A 16,950-nucleotide genomic window follows, 5' to 3' on the forward strand; every position below is an offset into this window, starting at 1 on the left:
ACACCTCCGCGGGCACTCCCCGCACCCCCACCCAGTTTTCTGTACAACCTCCCGCCGGGTCAGGCGGCGAAGGAGATGGTTCACGTGTCCGCTACGCCCGTGCTGGCGTTGCGCGGGGTCTCCAAGCGATTCGGTGCCGTCCAGGCGCTCACCGACGTAGAGCTTGAGGTCCACGCCGGTGAGGTGGTCGCCCTGGTGGGCGACAACGGAGCCGGAAAGTCCACGCTGGTCAAGACGATCGCCGGCGTGCACCCCATCGATGAAGGCGCCATCGAGTGGGACGGCAAGGCCGTCAGCATCAACAAGCCGCACGACGCCCAGAACCTGGGCATCGCGACCGTCTACCAGGACCTCGCGCTGTGCGACAACATCGACGTCGTCGGCAACCTCTACCTCGGCCGGGAGATCCGCAAGCGCGGCGTCCTGGACGAGGTGGAGATGGAGCGCCGGTCCCGCGAGCTGCTGGACACGCTGTCCATCCGCATCCCCAGCGTCCGCATCCCGATCGCCTCGCTCTCCGGCGGTCAGCGCCAGGTCGTGGCGATCGCCCGCTCCATGCTCGGCGAGCCCAAGCTGGTCATCCTCGACGAGCCCACCGCCGCCCTCGGCGTCGAGCAGACCGCCCAGGTCCTCGACCTCGTCGAGCGGCTGCGCGAACGCGGGCACGCCGTCATCCTCATCAGCCACAACATGGCCGATGTCAAGGCGGTCGCCGACAAGGTCGCCGTCCTGCGCCTCGGGCGCAACAACGGCGTCTTCGAGGTCAAGTCGACCTCGCAGGAGGAGATCATCTCCGCCATCACGGGCGCCACGGAGAACGCCGTGACCCGTCGTGCGGCGCGCACCAATGGGGAGATCAAGAAGTGAGCATCGACAAGACCTCCACACCCGCCGCGGACAGCGCGGCGGCGAACCCGGAAGCCGCTCCCGCCGCCGTCGCCGCGGTCGACCCGCGGCTGCTGGTGCGCGAGCAGGGTTTCGCGGGCTACCTGGGCGAGTTCAAGCGGAAGATGAAGGCCGGTGACCTCGGCTCCCTCCCGGTCGTCGTGGGCCTGCTGGTCATCTGGGCCATCTTCACCAGCCTGAACTCCAACTTCCTCACCGCCGGCAACTTCACCGACATGTCGGTGGCCATGGTCGGCACCGGCATGATCGCCGTCGGCATCGTCTTCGTGCTGCTGCTCGGCGAGATCGACCTGTCGGTCGGCTCGGTCAGCGGTGTCGCGGGCGCCACCTTCGCGGTGCTCAGCGTCACGCACGGGATGAACGAGATACTGGCCATGGTGCTGGCCATCCTCACGGGCACCGTGGCCGGCGCCATCCACGGCTTCTTCTTCGCGAAGATCGGCGTCCCGGCCTTCGCCGTGACCCTGGCCGGCCTGCTGTTCTGGCAGGGCTTCATGCTCCAGGTCCTCGGCAGCAACGGCACGATCAACCTGGACTCCGAGGGCGTCGTCGCCAAGCTGACCAGCTACTACTTCAGCGACGTGGCCGCCGCGTACGGTCTGGCGGCCGTCGTGACCGCGGGGTACTTCCTCGCCGCGTACTTCGACAACCGCCGGCGCGAGGCCGCCGGGGTGCCGTCCCGGCCGCTGAACGAGATCATCGTGCGCACGGTGCTGCTCGCCGTGCTGGCCTTCGCCGTGGCGATCGTCTTCAACCAGTACAAGGGCCTGCCGCTGGCCGTGGTGATCTTCCTCGCGTTCCTGCTGCTCACGGACTTCGTCCTGCGCCGCACCGCCTACGGCCGCAAGGTCTACGCGCTCGGCGGCAGCGTCGAGGCGTCCCGCCGCGCCGGCATCAACGTGGACCTGGTCCGCATCTCGGTCTTCGCGATCGCCGGCACGTTCGCCGCGATCGGCGGCCTCTTCGTCGCCTCGAAGATCGCCTCCGCCAACCAGGGCGCGGGCACCGGCGAGTTCCTGATGAACGTCATCGCCGCGGCCGTCATCGGCGGCACGTCCCTCTTCGGCGGCCGCGGCCGCACCTGGGACGCGCTGCTCGGCGTCATGGTGATCATCTCGATCCAGTACGGCCTCGCCCTGGAGGGCATCGCCTCGCCGGTCCAGTACATGATCACCGGTGGCGTGCTGCTGGCGACCGTCGTCATCGACGCGGTCACCCGCAGGACGCAGAAGACGGCCGGCCGCGCCTAGGCGCCGCCCCGCCCGTCGCCGCTCCACCACCGCCCGTCCGGGTCCAGCACCCGGGCGGGCGGTTCGCCGTCCGCCCGCGCCCCGCCCGTCGCACCGGTCCCGGGGGCATCCGTGGTGCGGCCGCCGGGGAAGTCGTAGAACGGACCGCCGATGGGTAAGGCCGAACGCGTGACGTACGACGCACCGCCCGGACACGTTCCGCCACGGCGGAACATTAGACTCGACAAGCCCGGCAACAGCTCTACTGCAAGGAGGCACGGGTGCCGCTGCTGACCCGCATCACGGGACCGCGCGATCTGGACCGGCTCAGCCTGGAAGAGCTGGACCGGCTGGCAGAGGAGATCCGCACCTTCCTCGTCGACGCCGTCTCCAAGACCGGCGGCCACCTGGGCCCCAACCTCGGCGTGGTGGAACTCACCCTCGCCCTGCACCGCGTCTTCGACTCGCCGAGCGACAAGGTGCTCTGGGACACCGGACACCAGTCCTACGTGCACAAGCTGCTCACCGGTCGCCAGGACTTCTCGAAGCTGAAGATGAAGGGCGGTCTGTCCGGCTACCCCTCGCAGGCCGAGTCCGAGCACGACGTCATCGAGAACAGCCACGCCTCGACCGTCCTCGGCTGGGCCGACGGCCTCGCCAAGGCCAACGAGGTCCTCGGCCGCGACCGCCACGTCGTCGCGGTCATCGGCGACGGCGCCCTCACCGGCGGCATGGCCTGGGAGGCGCTGAACAACATCGCCGCCGCCAAGGACCGCCCCCTCGTCATCGTCGTCAACGACAACGAGCGCTCCTACGCCCCCACCATCGGCGGCCTCGCCAACCACCTGGCGACCCTGCGCACCACCGACGGCTACGAGCGCTTCCTGGCCCGCACCAAGGAGGTCCTGGAGCGCACCCCGGTCGTCGGCCGCCCGCTCTACGACACCCTGCACGGCGCCAAGAAGGGCCTGAAGGACTTCATCGCCCCGCAGGGCATGTTCGAGGACCTCGGCCTGAAGTACGTCGGCCCGATCGACGGCCACGACCTGGAGGCCCTGGAGTCCGCGCTGACCCGCGCCAAGCGCTTCGGCGGCCCGGTCATCGTGCACTGCCTCACCGAGAAGGGCCGCGGCTACCAGCCCGCGCTCCAGGACGAGGCCGACCGCTTCCACGCCGTCGGCAAGATCCACCCCGACACGGGCCTGCCCATCTCCACCTCCGGTGCCGACTGGACCAGCGTCTTCGGCGAGGAGATGGTGAAGATCGGCGAGGAGCGCGAGGACGTCGTCGCCATCACCGCCGCCATGCTCCAGCCGGTCGGCCTCGACAAGTTCGCCAAGGCCTTCCCCGACCGCGTCTACGACGTCGGCATCGCCGAGCAGCACGGCGCGGTCTCCGCGGCCGGCCTCGCCCACGGGGGAGTGCACCCGGTCTTCGCGGTGTACGCCACCTTCCTCAACCGCGCGTTCGACCAGGTGCTGATGGACGTGGCCCTGCACAAGTGCGGCGTCACCTTCGTGCTGGACCGCGCCGGCGTCACCGGCACCGACGGCGCCTCCCACAACGGCATGTGGGACATGTCGATCCTCCAGGTCGTCCCCGGCCTGCGGCTCGCCGCCCCGCGCGACGCCGACCAGGTCCGCGCCCAGCTGCGCGAGGCCGTCGAGGTGGACGACGCGCCGACCGTGGTGCGCTTCTCCAAGGGCGCCGTCGGCCCCGCCGTACCGGCCGTCGGCCGCGTCGGCGGCATGGACGTGCTGCGCGCCCCCGGCACCGACACGCCCGACGTCCTCCTGGTCTCCGTCGGCGCCCTCGCGCCGATGTGCCTGGAGGTGGCGGACCTGCTGGACAAGCAGGGCATCTCCACCACCGTCGTCGACCCGCGCTGGGTCAAGCCCGTCGACGAGGCCATGGCCCCGCTCGCCGAGCGCCACCGCGTGGTCGTCACCGTCGAGGACAACTCGCGCGTCGGCGGCGTGGGCTCCGCCGTCGCCCAGGCCCTGCGCGACGCGGGTGTCGACGTGCCGCTGCGCGACTTCGGCATCCCGCCGCGCTTCCTCGACCACGCCTCCCGCGCCGAGGTGCTGGCCGAGATCGGGCTCACCGCGCCGGACATCGCCCGCCAGGTCACCGGTCTGGTCGCGAAGCTCGACGGCCGCTACGAGCGTGCGGGCGCCGAGGCGGACCCGGTGGAGGCCGCGCGCGACTGACGTACGACCGGATGGGCAGGTTCTCCACTCGTCGGGGTGGTGAAACCTGCCCATCCGCGTGAATCCGCTCACGCCGGGGCATACGCAGTACGCCCCCCTCTCGATCATGTCGGGGACGACAAGCGTCGGAGGTAACCCCCGTGAGCAGCAGTCTCTTCAGGACCAAGAAGATCGAGCAGTCCATCCGTGACACGGAGGAGCCGGAGCACGCGCTCAAGAAATCCCTGTCCGCGCTGGACCTGACCGTCTTCGGCGTCGGTGTCATCGTCGGCACCGGCATCTTCGTACTGACCGGCACCGTCGCCAAGGACAACGCCGGACCCTCCACGGCCCTGGCGTTCGTCGTCGCCGGTGTCGTCTGCGCGCTCGCCGCGCTCTGCTACGCCGAGTTCGCCTCCACGGTTCCGGTGGCGGGCTCCGCGTACACCTTCTCCTACGCCTCGCTGGGCGAACTGCCCGCCTGGATCATCGGCTGGGACCTGGTCCTGGAGTTCGCGCTCGGCACGGCGGTGGTGGCCGTCGGCTGGTCGGGCTACATCCGCTCGTTCTTCGACAACGCCGGCGTGACCTTCCCCGAGGCCCTGAGCGGCCGGGACGGGGCCGAGGGCTTCGGCTTCGACATCCTGGCCGCCGCCCTGGTGCTGGTGCTCACCGGCATCCTGGTCCTCGGCATGAAGCTCTCGGCGCGGATCACCTCGCTCGTGGTCGCCATCAAGGTGACCGTCGTCCTCATCGTGATCATCGCGGGTGCCTTCTTCGTCAAGGGTTCCAACTACGACCCGTTCATCCCGGAGTCGAAGCCCGTGGAGGCGGGGGCGGGCCTCGACTCACCCCTGATCCAGCTGATGTTCGGGTGGGCGCCGGCCAACTTCGGCGTGATGGGCATCTTCACCGCGGCCTCGGTCGTCTTCTTCGCCTTCATCGGCTTCGACATCGTCGCCACCGCCGCCGAGGAGACCAAGAACCCGCAGCGCGACATGCCCCGCGGCATCCTCGGCTCCCTGTTCATCTGCACCGCGCTGTACGTCGCCGTGTCCATCGTGGTCACCGGCATGCAGCACTACAGCGAGCTGTCCGTCGACGCCCCGCTCGCCGACGCGTTCAAGTCCACCGGGCACCCCTTCTTCGCGGGTGTGATCAGTTTCGGCGCCGCCGTCGGCCTGACCACGGTGTGCATGATCCTGCTGCTCGGCCAGACCCGCGTGTTCTTCGCGATGAGCCGGGACGGACTGCTGCCCCGCTTCTTCTCGCGGGTCCACCCCAAGTTCCGCACCCCCTACCGGCCGACCATCCTGCTCGGAGTGATCATCGCGATCGTCGCGGGCTTCACCAGCCTCAGTGAGCTGGCCGAGCTGGTGAACATCGGCACGCTGTTCGCGTTCGTCATCGTCGCGATCAGCGTGATCATCCTGCGCCGGACCCGCCCCGACCTGCCGCGCGCCTTCCGCACCCCGCTGGTGCCGGTGCTGCCGATCGTGTCGGTCGCCGCCTCGCTGTGGCTGATGCTGAACCTGCCCGCCGAGACGTGGGTGCGGTTCGGCGTCTGGATGGCGATCGGTGTCGTCGTGTACTTCCTGTACAGCCGTACCCACAGCCGCATGGCCCTCGGCGAGGAGACACCGGTCGGCGGGCCGTCGAAGCCGCCCGGGGGTGACGCCGCGGTGTGATCAGCCCGGTCACCTGCCGCTCCGGCCCGGTGCGTCCCCCTCCACGGGGACTGCCGGGCCGGACGCGTCCGCGGGTGCGGGGCGCGGACGCGTGGGCCGGATCGCTTGGGGGTGCAGTCGGGTCGCCGGATCGCTTGGGGGCGGAGTGCGGTCGGGTCGGCCGGAGCGGGTGGGCGGGTGCGGGGTGTCGTCAGGTGGGCCGCACCGTCCGCGGCCCCGCCACCTCGGCGCCCAGCTCCGTCACCCGGCGGCGCAGCTCCCGGTCGGCCGTCACGACCAGCACCGCACGCTCCCCCGCGACCCGGGCGACGAGCTCGACCATGTGGTCGTCCCCGCTGCCCGGCGCCGACTCCACCCGCACCCCGGGCACGGAGCCCACCCCGCGGGCGGCGCCCTCGACGACCAGGACGACCTCCACCGGGCCGGGCCGCCCCGGCACCCCGTCCGCCGCCAGCAGGTCCCGCAACCGCTCCGCGGCCCCGCGCCGGTCCCGCCACCAGCCGTCGGGCACCGACCCGACCACGTTCGCGGCGTCGACGATCACGAGCAGGGGTGCGCTGGCGTCCATGCCGTCAGGGTCGCACGGGGCCCCCGTGCCGGTCCGCACCCGCCCGACGCGGAACCGACCGTCCCGCATAGAGTGGACGGGTGAACGGCGACTGGCTTCTCCTCGGCCGCGACGGCCGCCTCAGTGTCTACCTCCCGTCGGACGACGCCGCCCTGTGGCGTGCCGAGCGCACGCCCGCCGGGCCCTGGGAGGCCCCGCGCAGGATCGGCGGCGATCAGGAACTGCGCCCCGGGCTCTCGGTCGGACGGGGCTCCGACGGCTACGCCCACCTGGTCGCCTGGCGGCCCACCGGGGCCGACCGGTCCGGCCTCGTGCACACCACCCACTTCCGTCCGCTGCTCGCGCCGCTGGACTGGCAGCCCGCCGGTCACCCCAACAAGCAGGGCGACCGCACCGGCACCCCGGCGGTGGCGGTCGACGCCCAGGGACGCGCCCACGTCTTCGTCCGCAACGGGGGCGGCGGCCTGAGCATGGTGGCCCAGAAGGAGAAGGGCGGCTGGGACCCCTGGCGGGACCTGAAGGGACGGGGCGTCCAGGAGGAGCCCGCGGCCGTGACGGGGGAGTCCGGCAGGGTCGAGGTCTACGCGGCCGTCACGGACGGCATCCGGCACTGGTACCAGGAGAAGCCGGGCGCGCGGCCGGTGCTCGGTGAGGCCGTCGACGCGTCGGTCCGCCCGGGCTCGCTGCGCGCGCTCGCGACCTCCGAGGAGCGCACCACCGTCTTCTTCACCGACGCCGGCACCGGTGAACTCTGCGCCTGGCGCCCCGGCGACAAGCCGGTGCCCCTGGTGACCGCCGCCGGCCCGGGCCCGGTCGCGGCCGTCCGCTGCGTCATCGACGGCCACGACTGCACGCTCGTCGCCCAGCGTTCGACGGACACCGGCCGGGTCGTCTTCGCGGCCTATCCCTCGGAGCAGGAGGAGATGGGGGCGCAGTGGACGGAGTCGGGTCCCACGCTGCCCACCGACGCGGTGGTGTCCCTGGCCCTGGACGCGGACGGCCGGCTGGTGGCGGCCACGCTCTGCCCCTCCACCGGCGAGCTGCGCCTCACCCGGCGCAAGGACGAACCAGGACTCGCGCTCGGCCCCTGGCAGACCGTCTGACCGGGCACGCGACCGTCCCCCGACGGCCTGGTGACCGTCCCTCCACGGCTTGGAGACCACCCGGTGGGGCCTGTCGACCACACCATGGGGAACTGGTGAACGAACCGCATATGATGTTGCGCGTTCCAGGGTCCCTGTCCGTGACCCGGCGGGCTTCAGGAAGGGGCAGCAGCCCATGCGGAGAAGGTCGGCAGCCCCCGTCGGCACCGCTCGCCAGGACGGGCCCGGCGCCCCGGAGCCGGCCGGCGCGCCCGTACCGGCCCACGGCGACTGGCTCACCCTCGGCAAGGACGGCCGCCTCAGCCTCTACGTGCCCGCCGACGGCGCCCTGGTGCGCTGGACGGAGACCGCCGTGGGCGGCCCCGACTGGAGCGGACCGCACGCCGTGTCCGCGCCCGGTCTGACCCACCTGACGGTGGTGCAGGGCGCGGACACCTACGTCCACTTCCTCGGCCGCAGGGAGCGCGAGCGGGCCGACGGCGCGCTCGGTGTGGACGTCGTCCACGCGATCCAGTACCAGACGGGACTGGCCTTCACCGAATGGCGCTCGCTCGGCAACCCGCACCGCGACCGTGAGCAGGGCCGCCTGCTCGGGCCGCCGGTCGGGGCCGTGGCGGCGGACGGCACGGTGCACGTCTTCGTGCGGAACGCGCACGGCGGGCTGGCGCTGCGCCGCGAGTCGCCGAACGGCAAGTGGCGGGCGTGGGAGGACCTCCAGGGCGGCGAGACCGACGCCCTGCCCGCGCCGGTCGCCCTCGCCGGGGGGCGGCTGGAGGTCTGCGCCGCGTCCGCGTCGGGTGTCCTCGTCTGGCGCCAGACCGCGCCCGGCGGCGACTTCACCGGCCCCCGCGGCTTCGCCCTGCGCCCGCTGCCGGGGACGGTCACCGCCCTGGAGACCGGGCCGGACCGCGCCACGTTCTTCTGGACCGACGCCGACAGCGGGGGCGCGGCCGCGTGGCGGGAGGGCGACTGGCCGGCCGCGCTGGGCGGGTCGCCGGCCGGGCGGGGATACGCGTCCCTGCGTACGGCGGTGGACGGTTACGACTGGGTCGTCCTCGCCCACCGGGAGCGGGACGGCTCCGTGACGCTCGGCATGGGCGGCACCGAGAACGAGGCCGGCGGCTTCTGGTGGTACCCGCTGGGTGAGTCCTGCCAGGGCGTCCCCGCGCTCGCCCGGGACGGGCACGGGCGCGTGGTGCTGGCGCTGATCGGACCCGACGGCGCGCCGAAGGTGGCGCGCCAGGACGACGGCGCCGGCCTCTCCTTCACCCGGTGGCACACCCTCGGGCGCTGAGCGGCCGGCACCTGCGCGCCGTGGGGCCCCGGGTCAGCCGCCCGTCGCGGGCGACTTCTTGGCCGACTCGGGGATCTCGGAGTCCGAGCGGACGGCCTTCCACAGCTCGGTCGCCTGGGGCTCGGCGGCGACCACCCGGTTGGGGTCGGTCTTGTCGTACGCCACCGGCAGCATGACCGTCTCCATCGTCGCGGGGTCGACCCCGTTCATGCTGCGCCCGAAGTCGGCCAGGCTGGTCAGCGAGGCGAGTTCGGAGTCGGTGGTGAGCGCCGAGGTCAGCGTGTCGGCGATCTTGTAGGTCTTGGCGGGGCTGCCCAGCAGGTCCTGCTTCTTCACCTCGCTCAGCAGCGCGATCAGGAACTGCTGCTGGAGCCCGATGCGGCCGAGGTCGCTGCCGTCGCCGACGCCGTGCCGGGTCCGTACGAAGGCCAGGGACTCGGTGCCGTCCAGCGTGTGGGTGCCGGCGCTCAGGTCCAGGCCGCTGGCGCTGTCCTTGATGGGTTCGTCGACAGTGACGGGCACGCCGCCGATGGCGTCGACCAGTCCCTTGAAGCCGGCGAAGTCGATCTCCACGTAGTGGTCCATGCGGACACCGGACATCTTCTCCACGGTCTTGACCACGCAGGCCGGCCCCGCGAGGGAGTACACGGAGTTGAACATCACACGCTTCGCCTCGGGCAGGTCGGAGCCGTCCGACTTGGCGCACTGCGGGCGGGTGACGAGGGTGTCGCGGGGGATGCTCACGGCGACGGCCTGCTTGCGGCCCTCGGGTATGTGCACCACCAGGGCGGTGTCCGAACGCGCCCCGGAGGCCTTGCCGGTGTCCAGCGAGGCGTTGGCGCCGGCCCGCGAGTCGGAGCCGAGGACCAGCAGGTTCTGCCCCGAGGTCGGCAGCTTCTCGGGCCGGTCCTCGCCCAGGGCCTTGTTCAGGTCGACCCCGTCGATGTTCCCGTTCAGGCCGCTGTAGAGCCAGTAGCCGGTGCCCCCGGCGGCGAGCAGGAGGACAAGGAACGACAGCAGGACGATCCGTCCCCAGCGCCTGCGGCGGCGTGGCGCACGGCGACCGCCGTTCGGCGCGGCCCGGCGGGTGCGCCGGGGCTCCGTGGTGGCGGTATGGCTCATGGTGTTCGGTTCCTCTCCTCACGGGCTCCGCGGGGCGGAGTCGCAGGGGCCCGGGTGGGGGGAGGCCGGTCCACTATGCGGTCATGTCGTTGCGAGAACTATATGCGCTTACGCACAGTGATTTTACGAGCCGGAAACCTTATCGCGTCACAGCGATGTACGCCACATTAACTGCCCTTGACCATCCTTAAGGGTGACATAAGATGTGGCGAACCTGTGACTGTAGCGAGGGGGGCTTCGCCTGCGGTCAGGGGGACAGGTGAAGCCGAGGCGGTTGAGGGGACCGCGGGTGCACCAGGTAGGGGTGGGAAGTCCGTACGGACGGTTGTCGGTACGGACTGTTTGGTGGCCCGCTGGGCGAAATGTCTTGGTAGGAGTACGAGTTGGTGGATCATCCGCGTCTGAGCATCGTCGTGCCCTTTCAGGACGTCGAGACCTATCTCGCCGAATGCCTGGAGTCCATCGCGCGCCAGTCGTTCCGTGACTTCGAGGTGATCCTCGTCGACGACGGCTCCACCGACGGTTCCTCGCGCATCGCCGCCGACTTCTGCGCCGCCGACCCGCGCTTCCGCATGATCCGCCAGGAGCCGAACGGCCCGGGGCACGCGCGCAACACCGGGCTGCGCGCCATGCACCCCCAGGGCGAGTTCCTGGCCTTCGTCGACGGTGACGACGTCATCCCCGAGTACGCCTACGGGCTGCTGGTGCGGACCCTGGAGGGGTCCGACTCGGACTTCGTCTCCGGCAACGTGCAGATGATGAACTCCACCAAGAAGTGGCAGTCACCGCTGCACAAGGGGCCGATGCAGAAGAACCGGCGCGGCACGCACATCACCAGGTTCGAGGCGCTGATCTACGACCGCACGGTCTGGAACAAGATGTTCCGGCGGTCCTTCTGGGACTACCACTACATCGCGTTCCCCGAAGGCGTCATGTACGAGGACTCCTGGGTCAACATGTACGCCCACTTCCGGGCCGCCAAGGTCGACGTCATCACCGACATCGTGTACTTCTGGCGCCGGCGCGAGGGCGGGGCCGCGCCCTCGATCACCCAGCGTCACACCGAACTGTCCAACCTCCGCGACCGGGTCGCGGCGGTGCAGTCGGTCAGCCGCTTCCTGGCGGACCGGCGCTCGCGGCAGTACGAGGAGAGCAAGCGCAAGTACGACCTCGCCTGCCTGAAGTCCGACCTGATGCTGCACCTCAAGGTGCTGCCGGACGCGGACGAGGAGTACCGCCAGTCGTTCATGCGGTGGGCCAACGAGTTCCTCGACGAGACCGACCTCACCATCATCGACGAACTGCCCGCGGACGCCCGGGTCAAGTGGCTCCTGGTGCGCGAGTTGCGGCTGACCGAGCTGCTGGAGGTCATCGAGTTCGAGCGACGGGGCGGGCCGATGCCGGTCCAGCGCCGCTTCCACCGCTACCTGAAGTACCCCTACCTCGGGGACCGCGGGGTAGGCCTCGACAAGAAGGCGTTCCGCCTCGACAAGGAACTCTCCCTGCACGGGTCGCTCAGCGGCGCCCGCTGGAGCACCAACGGCCACCTGCTGACCCTCACCGGCACCGCGTACGTGCGCTACATCAACGTGCACAAGCGGCACATGTCGGTGAAGGCGATCGCCCTGCGGAACAAGAAGCAGGGCCGCATGGTGATCACCGCGGCGAAGACCACCTACGCGCCGCAGGCCACCGAGTCCTCCAACCAGAATCGTTACTGCTACGACTGGGCCGGCTTCGAGGCCCGCATCGACACGACCCGCCTCAAGCGCAAGGGCCAGTGGGCCGAGGGGACCTGGGACGTGGCCACCGGCGTCCTCAGCCGCGGCCTGTTCCGCTACCGCGGCATCGACCGGGGCGGCGCGGGCAGCGCCGCGAACCCGCCGTACCGGTACGTCGACAAGAACACCCGCATCCTTCCGGTCTTCCTCCAGGGCAAGCTGAAGCTGCGGGTGGAGGTCGTGCGCTGCCGGATCACGTCCCACCGGGTGGTCGGCGACCAGTTGGAGCTGCGCGGCGTGTACCTCGGCCCGAAGGTGCCCGAGTGGGGCAAGCTCCGCGTGACCAGCCTGAGCGGCGCGGGCCAGCACGACGGGCGGGTCTGGTTCACCCCGGGCGGCGAGGGATGGTGCACCTTCGCGGCCAGGCTGCCGCTGCGCTCGCTGGTGCCGGCCTTCCGGGCCGACGCCCAGGCCGACGCGGACATCCCGCAGTCGTGGAGCATGGGCAGCAACGGCTGGAAGACGACCCTCCACGTGGAGGGCCGCAAGGCGGCCCTCTACCCCGTCATGGCGGAGGAGACCCCGGACGGGCACTACCGCATGCCCGCCCAACTGCAGACCCGCGAGGGCGACCGGGAGGTCGTGGTCCACCGCAACGGCTCGGGCTACCTGGTGCTCTTCGAGCGGGCCACCCTCCCCACGACGACGGCGTTCACCTGGCACGAGGACGGCTCACTGGAGCTCCACGGCCGGTACCTGGCCGCGGACCGGCTGTCGCCGCGGGAGTACCAGGACGCGCACCTGGTGGTCCGCTCACGGGCGCACGGCGCGGAGCGCGCGGTCCCCGTGGAGTGGAACGGCAACACGTTCCGGGCCGTCGTCCATCCGGCCGCCATGCGCACCCTGGCCGGCGACATCCCGCTCGCGGCCGGCCGCTGGGACTTCTTCCTGCGGCGCCAGGACCTGTCGTCGGTGGCCCGCGAGGACCGCCTCGAAGACCTGATGCTGAAGACCGAACAGGACCTCATCACCACCCTCCCCGAGGAGTACGAGGAGGACGAGCGGCGCTACGACCTCCAGGCCGAGGCCTACGACCGGCTGTCCCTGCTGGTGCACTCGGCCATGCCCGACGACGCCCGCGGCCCGTACCGCCAGAAGCTGCTGCGCACCAGGGCGTACCCGGCGGCCCGCCGGCAGAGGGTGCGCCCCGCGATCCTCTTCGACGCCTTCAAGGGCACCCAGTACTCGGACAGCCCCCGGGCCCTGCACGAGGAACTGCTGCGGCGCGGTACCGACCTCGAACACCTCTGGGTGGTCCGCGACGACCAGGTCGAGGTGCCGCACACCGCGATCCCGATCCGCATGTGGTCGCCCGAGTGGTACGAGGCCCTCGCCACCAGCCGGTACGTCGTCGCCAACAACCACCTCCCGGACTGGTTCCAGAAGCGGGACGGCCAGATCGTCGTCCAGACCTGGCACGGCACCCCGCTGAAGAAGATCGGCCACGACATCGAGTCCATCCACTTCGCCGACCAGCGCTACCTGGAACGGGTCGAGAAGGAGGTGCGGAACTGGGACATGCTGGTCTCGCCCAACAGCTTCTCCACCCCGATCCTCCAGCGCGCCTTCGGCTTCCCCGGCGAGATGGTGGAGTCCGGCTACCCGCGCAACGACATCCTGCGCCTGCCCGGCACCGAGCGGCGGGAGCAGGAGATCCGGCGCCGGATCGGCCTGCCCGACGGCAAGCGGGTCGTGATGTACGCGCCCACCTGGCGCGACGACCAGTACTACGCGCCCGGCAAGTACAAGCTGGACTTCCGCATCGACCTGGCGGACGCCCGCGCCCGGCTCGGCGCCGAGCACGTGCTCCTGGTCCGCCGCCACCCCAACGTCGTGGACCCGGTCCCGGGCGCCGGCGACGGGTTCGTCTTCGACGTGTCCGACTACCCCGACATGGCCGACCTCTCCCTGATCACCGACATCATGATCACGGACTACTCGTCCCTGATGTTCGACTACGTCAACACCGGACGGCCGATCCTCTTCTTCACCTACGACCTCGAGCACTACCGCGACACCCTGCGCGGCTTCTACTTCGACTTCGCGAGCAGCGCCCCGGGCCCCCTCCTGGACACCTCCGAGGACCTGGTGTCGGCGGTCGAGCAGATCGACCGGATCCAGGACGCCTACGCCGAGCGGTACCGCTGGTTCCAGCGCGAGTTCTGCGACCTCGACGACGGGTACGCCTCCGCGCGCCTCGCCGACCGGATGCTGGTCGCGGGCGGCGACCTCGCGCCCGGCCAGGCGCAGGCACCCGCCGTCGGGACCGCCGACACCCGGCAGGCAGGGCGGGCCATGACACCGGTGCGGGGCGGGGCCGGCAGCTGGTTCACCGCGCCGCGCCGGGCGGTGCGGGCCCGGACCGCCGAGACGGAGCCGGTCGGGGCGGTCCCCGCGCAATCCGGGCCCGCGCCCGCCACCGCGCCCCGGCAGGTGCACCTGCCGCAGCAGCACCCCCACCTGCCCCGGCTCACGCCGGCCGGGTCCGACCAGCCGGCCGGTCCGTTCGGTCAGGCGCCGGCCGCCGAGGGCCGGACCTACGAGGGCGCGATCGTATGACGCCGACGACCCGTCCCGACGGCGGCCCCCGGCCGCGCGACGCCGCCGCCGAAGGCACCGGCGCCCCATGACCGCGCCCTGGTCCGCCCCGTCGGCGCCCGGACCGTCCCCCGACCACGGGGGAGGAGCCGGGAGCCCCTCCGGCACGGCCTCAGCCGGTGTCCACCCGCATCAGCAGCGCCCGGTGGTCGGAGACCCCGGTGTCGCGCACCACGCAGGAGGAGCGAGGCAACCCGGCGAAGAGGTAGTCCAGTTTGTGACCGGAGACATGGGTCGCACGGCCCGACCGGTCGGCGCCGGACGTCTGGTCGCACTCCCGGAACGCGTCGTAGGCGGCCGGGGGCCACACCCAGCCGGACCGGTTGCGGGCACCCGGCGGCCGCAGGTTGAAGTCGCCGCCGAAGACGGTGCGCCGGCCGGGAACCGCCGCGACCAGCGCCTTCAACTGGTCGTCACGGTACTCCCAGCCGGGGTGCGCCCGGTCGCTGCCGGGAAGGCTCAGGTGGGCGTTGCACACCCGGACGTCGACGGCCGCGCCCCTCGCAGTCGATGGTTCCGGTGCGTCCGCCGCCGTCCCGCCAGGTGTAGGGCCGGAAGGCCAACTGCCAGCTCTCGCCGAGTGCCTCGCGCACCGACTCCGCGTGCGTGGCGCAGGCCTCCTGGAGGAGCACGACGTCGGCCCCGGCGTCGACGAGCCGCTCCACCGCCCGCCGCTTCTCCGGGCCGCTGCCGGTGTCCGCGCAACCCCACTGCCGCACGCCGCACATGTTCCAGGTCGCCACCGTCAGGAGGCGCTCGGCGTCCGGCGGCCGTGTCGCACCCCGGTCGCCGTCCGTGCCGTCACCCGGGGCGGTGCGCACCAGCACCGCCGCGAGGACCGCCGACACGGCGAGTACCGGGACAAGGGCGATCAGTGTGCCCCGCCGGCGCAGGCCGGGCGGAAGCGAGGGGGCCGTGAGAGGCATCCCGACATCATGTCCGATCAGGCGATTCGGAGCCAATCCGACGATCTGTCCCCGAAACTGGAGTGCCGTACATGTCCAAAGCATCCTCGAGCGGGCGAAAGCTGTTCAACGGGATCGAGGCGTCGGGGACGTTCCCGGTCGAGTACCGGTTCTCCCACGCCAAGAGCGGCAACCGTCACCTCGTCGTGGTGTTCGCCAACTTCTCGGCCCCCGAGGACTACGGCTGGTCCAACGGCGTCTTCGACAACGTACGCGCCAACATCCTCTGGATCCGTGACCGCTTCGACGGGATGAACGCCTACTACCTGTGCCGGAACATGGACTTCGGCCTGGCGGAGTCGGTGCAGACCCTCATCTCGAACGTCATGCGGTCCCTCGGGCTCACCCCCGACCAGGTCACCCTGTGGGGCGGCTCCAAGGGCGGCAGCGCGGCACTGTACTTCGGCCTGCGCCACGGCTACCGGAACATCGTGGCCATCGTCCCGCAGTTCCTCGTCGGCGACGCCCTGGAGAAGCGGCACCCGAAGGTCTCCGCCTACATGCTCGGCGAGGGCGCGCCGGCGCACAACGCCCGGGTCCTGGACGCCCTCCTGCCCGACCTGGTGCGCAGCCGCGCCAACCCCGGCGCCAACATCTACGTCCTGTCCTCGCCGCAGGACGAGCACTACGCCGTGCAGGTGGAGCCCTTCCTGGGCATCTTCCAGGGCTACGAGAACTTCAACTTCCTGTACAGCGAGTCGCCCACCATCACGGGCCACGCCACGGTGACGAGGCGGAACGTCCCGGCGCTGGTCGGCCTGCTGAACCTGCTGGCCGACGGTTACGCCCCCCGCCTCGGGTTCGTCCGCCATGCCGCCGAGGAGTTCGACCGGGACCAGTCGGGCATCGACGCCTATCTCTCCGCCACCTCCAAGGTCCAGGGCACCGACGCCTTCGCGCCGCCGGTGGTCACCTCACCCGGCTACCACGGCGAGGTCCCCGTGTCCGGCGTCCACTTCGCCGGGCTCGCCCCGGGGGCGGTGCGGGTGAGCATGTGGCGCAACGGCAAGTTCGTGGCGTCGCCGGAGGTCGCGGCCGACGGAACCTGGTTCTGGCAGCCGGCCAAGCCGTGGGCCACCGGGAACCACCTGGTCAAGATCTTCGCGGTGGACCCGGCCGGCTTCCACTCGAGCCGGGTGGAGGTGCCCTTCACGGTGGTCGACGGGCCCGCGGCGGGTCCGGCCGTCCCCGCACCGCCGGTCGTCTCTGTGCCCGGCCCCGGGCAGGAGATGGGGACGTCGGTCACCTTCCACGGAACCGCGCCGGGCGCGGTCCAGGTGGGATTCCGGCAGAACGGCGTCCTCCTGGGTGCGGCGGCCGTCGCGCCGGACGGCGTCTGGGGCTGGGAACCGGGCTGGACGTGGCCGGTGGGCCGGCACCTGGTCGAGGTCGTCGCGGTGGACGCCCACGGCGCGGAGTCCGCTCCGGCCCCGGCCGACTTCACGGCGCTGGACGTCTCCGTGCCCGCCGGTCACCTTCCGCCGCGGTACTGAGTGCCGACGGCCGC

Annotated in this window: 12 protein-coding genes; 8 read left to right on the forward strand and 4 right to left on the reverse strand. The window is 71.6% G+C overall.

Annotated features, from left to right (window positions below; genetic code table 11):
- Nucleotides 1-75 precede the first annotated feature (75 nt).
- The 4 genes from ACZ6EG_RS11345 to ACZ6EG_RS11360 all read left to right on the forward strand — a co-directional run bounded on the left by ACZ6EG_RS11345 (nt 76) and on the right by ACZ6EG_RS11360 (nt 6,012).
- Complete coding sequence (locus tag ACZ6EG_RS11345) at nt 76-867, forward strand: ATP-binding cassette domain-containing protein (protein WP_356611986.1); 792 nt, start codon at nt 76-78, stop codon at nt 865-867.
- Nucleotides 864-2,156 carry a sugar ABC transporter permease gene (locus tag ACZ6EG_RS11350; RefSeq protein ID WP_391968670.1) on the forward strand — a complete coding sequence of 431 codons (1,293 nt, stop codon included), beginning with the start codon at nt 864-866 and terminating at the stop codon, nt 2,154-2,156. The genes ACZ6EG_RS11345 and ACZ6EG_RS11350 overlap by 4 nt, the downstream gene beginning before the upstream one ends.
- A 260-nt stretch (nt 2,157-2,416) precedes the next feature.
- On the forward strand, nt 2,417-4,345 hold the full coding sequence (gene dxs, locus ACZ6EG_RS11355; protein WP_356611983.1) for a 1-deoxy-D-xylulose-5-phosphate synthase: 1,929 nt from the start codon (nt 2,417-2,419) through the stop codon (nt 4,343-4,345).
- A 140-nt stretch (nt 4,346-4,485) separates the two neighbouring features.
- Nucleotides 4,486-6,012 carry an amino acid permease gene (locus ACZ6EG_RS11360; RefSeq protein ID WP_469603673.1) on the forward strand — a complete coding sequence of 509 codons (1,527 nt, stop codon included), beginning with the start codon at nt 4,486-4,488 and terminating at the stop codon, nt 6,010-6,012.
- Nucleotides 6,013-6,202: 190 nt separating this feature from the next.
- Here the strand turns inward: ACZ6EG_RS11360 and ACZ6EG_RS11365 are convergent, their stop codons facing one another.
- Complete coding sequence (locus ACZ6EG_RS11365; RefSeq protein WP_361009246.1) at nt 6,203-6,580, reverse strand: NTP pyrophosphohydrolase; 378 nt, start codon at nt 6,578-6,580, stop codon at nt 6,203-6,205.
- A gap of 80 nt (nt 6,581-6,660) precedes the next feature.
- On the opposite strand from ACZ6EG_RS11365, the gene ACZ6EG_RS11370 reads away from it, so the two are divergent.
- Nucleotides 6,661-7,683 carry a DUF8189 domain-containing protein gene (locus ACZ6EG_RS11370; RefSeq protein WP_469603675.1) on the forward strand — a complete coding sequence of 341 codons (1,023 nt, stop codon included), beginning with the start codon at nt 6,661-6,663 and terminating at the stop codon, nt 7,681-7,683.
- A 175-nt stretch (nt 7,684-7,858) separates the two neighbouring features.
- Nucleotides 7,859-8,977: a DUF8189 domain-containing protein gene (locus tag ACZ6EG_RS11375; protein ID WP_469603677.1), complete on the forward strand. Its 1,119-nt coding sequence runs from the start codon at nt 7,859-7,861 to the stop codon at nt 8,975-8,977.
- A gap of 33 nt (nt 8,978-9,010) precedes the next feature.
- On the opposite strand, the gene ACZ6EG_RS11380 is transcribed toward ACZ6EG_RS11375, so the two are convergent.
- Nucleotides 9,011-10,099 (reverse strand): LCP family protein, encoded by a 1,089-nt coding sequence (locus tag ACZ6EG_RS11380; RefSeq protein ID WP_469603680.1) that lies wholly within the window; start codon nt 10,097-10,099, stop codon nt 9,011-9,013.
- A gap of 386 nt (nt 10,100-10,485) precedes the next feature.
- Between ACZ6EG_RS11380 and ACZ6EG_RS11385 the strand changes: the two genes are divergently transcribed.
- On the forward strand, nt 10,486-14,439 hold the full coding sequence (locus tag ACZ6EG_RS11385) for a bifunctional glycosyltransferase/CDP-glycerol:glycerophosphate glycerophosphotransferase (RefSeq protein ID WP_469603683.1): 3,954 nt from the start codon (nt 10,486-10,488) through the stop codon (nt 14,437-14,439).
- 151 nt (nt 14,440-14,590) lie between these two features.
- Here ACZ6EG_RS11385 and ACZ6EG_RS11390 read toward each other — a convergent pair whose 3' ends face one another.
- Nucleotides 14,591-14,884: a hypothetical protein gene (locus ACZ6EG_RS11390; protein WP_469603686.1), complete on the reverse strand. Its 294-nt coding sequence runs from the start codon at nt 14,882-14,884 to the stop codon at nt 14,591-14,593.
- Between the two features lie 7 nt (nt 14,885-14,891).
- Nucleotides 14,892-15,404 carry an endonuclease/exonuclease/phosphatase family protein gene (locus ACZ6EG_RS11395; RefSeq protein ID WP_469603689.1) on the reverse strand — a complete coding sequence of 171 codons (513 nt, stop codon included), beginning with the start codon at nt 15,402-15,404 and terminating at the stop codon, nt 14,892-14,894.
- Between the two features lie 71 nt (nt 15,405-15,475).
- Here ACZ6EG_RS11395 and ACZ6EG_RS11400 point away from each other — a divergent pair, with 71 nt between their 5' ends.
- Entirely contained in the window at nt 15,476-16,936 is a 1,461-nt protein-coding gene (locus tag ACZ6EG_RS11400; RefSeq protein ID WP_469603691.1) for a hypothetical protein, read from the forward strand.
- Nucleotides 16,937-16,950 lie beyond the last annotated feature (14 nt).

Source organism: Streptomyces sp. NPDC041968 (assembly GCF_055589025.1).

Bases quoted from the DNA above. Each gene is read 5' to 3' on its own strand.
- ACZ6EG_RS11380 (WP_469603680.1), bottom strand. From the start codon at position 10,099: ATGAGCCATACCGCCACCACGGAGCCCCGGCGCACCCGCCGGGCCGCG.
- ACZ6EG_RS11400 (WP_469603691.1), top strand. From the start codon at position 15,476: ATGTCCAAAGCATCCTCGAGCGGGCGAAAGCTGTTCAACGGGATCGAG.
- ACZ6EG_RS11375 (WP_469603677.1), top strand. From the start codon at position 7,859: ATGCGGAGAAGGTCGGCAGCCCCCGTCGGCACCGCTCGCCAGGACGGG.
- ACZ6EG_RS11395 (WP_469603689.1), bottom strand. From the start codon at position 15,404: ATGCCTCTCACGGCCCCCTCGCTTCCGCCCGGCCTGCGCCGGCGGGGC.
- ACZ6EG_RS11345 (WP_356611986.1), top strand. From the start codon at position 76: ATGGTTCACGTGTCCGCTACGCCCGTGCTGGCGTTGCGCGGGGTCTCC.
- ACZ6EG_RS11365 (WP_361009246.1), bottom strand. From the start codon at position 6,580: ATGGACGCCAGCGCACCCCTGCTCGTGATCGTCGACGCCGCGAACGTG.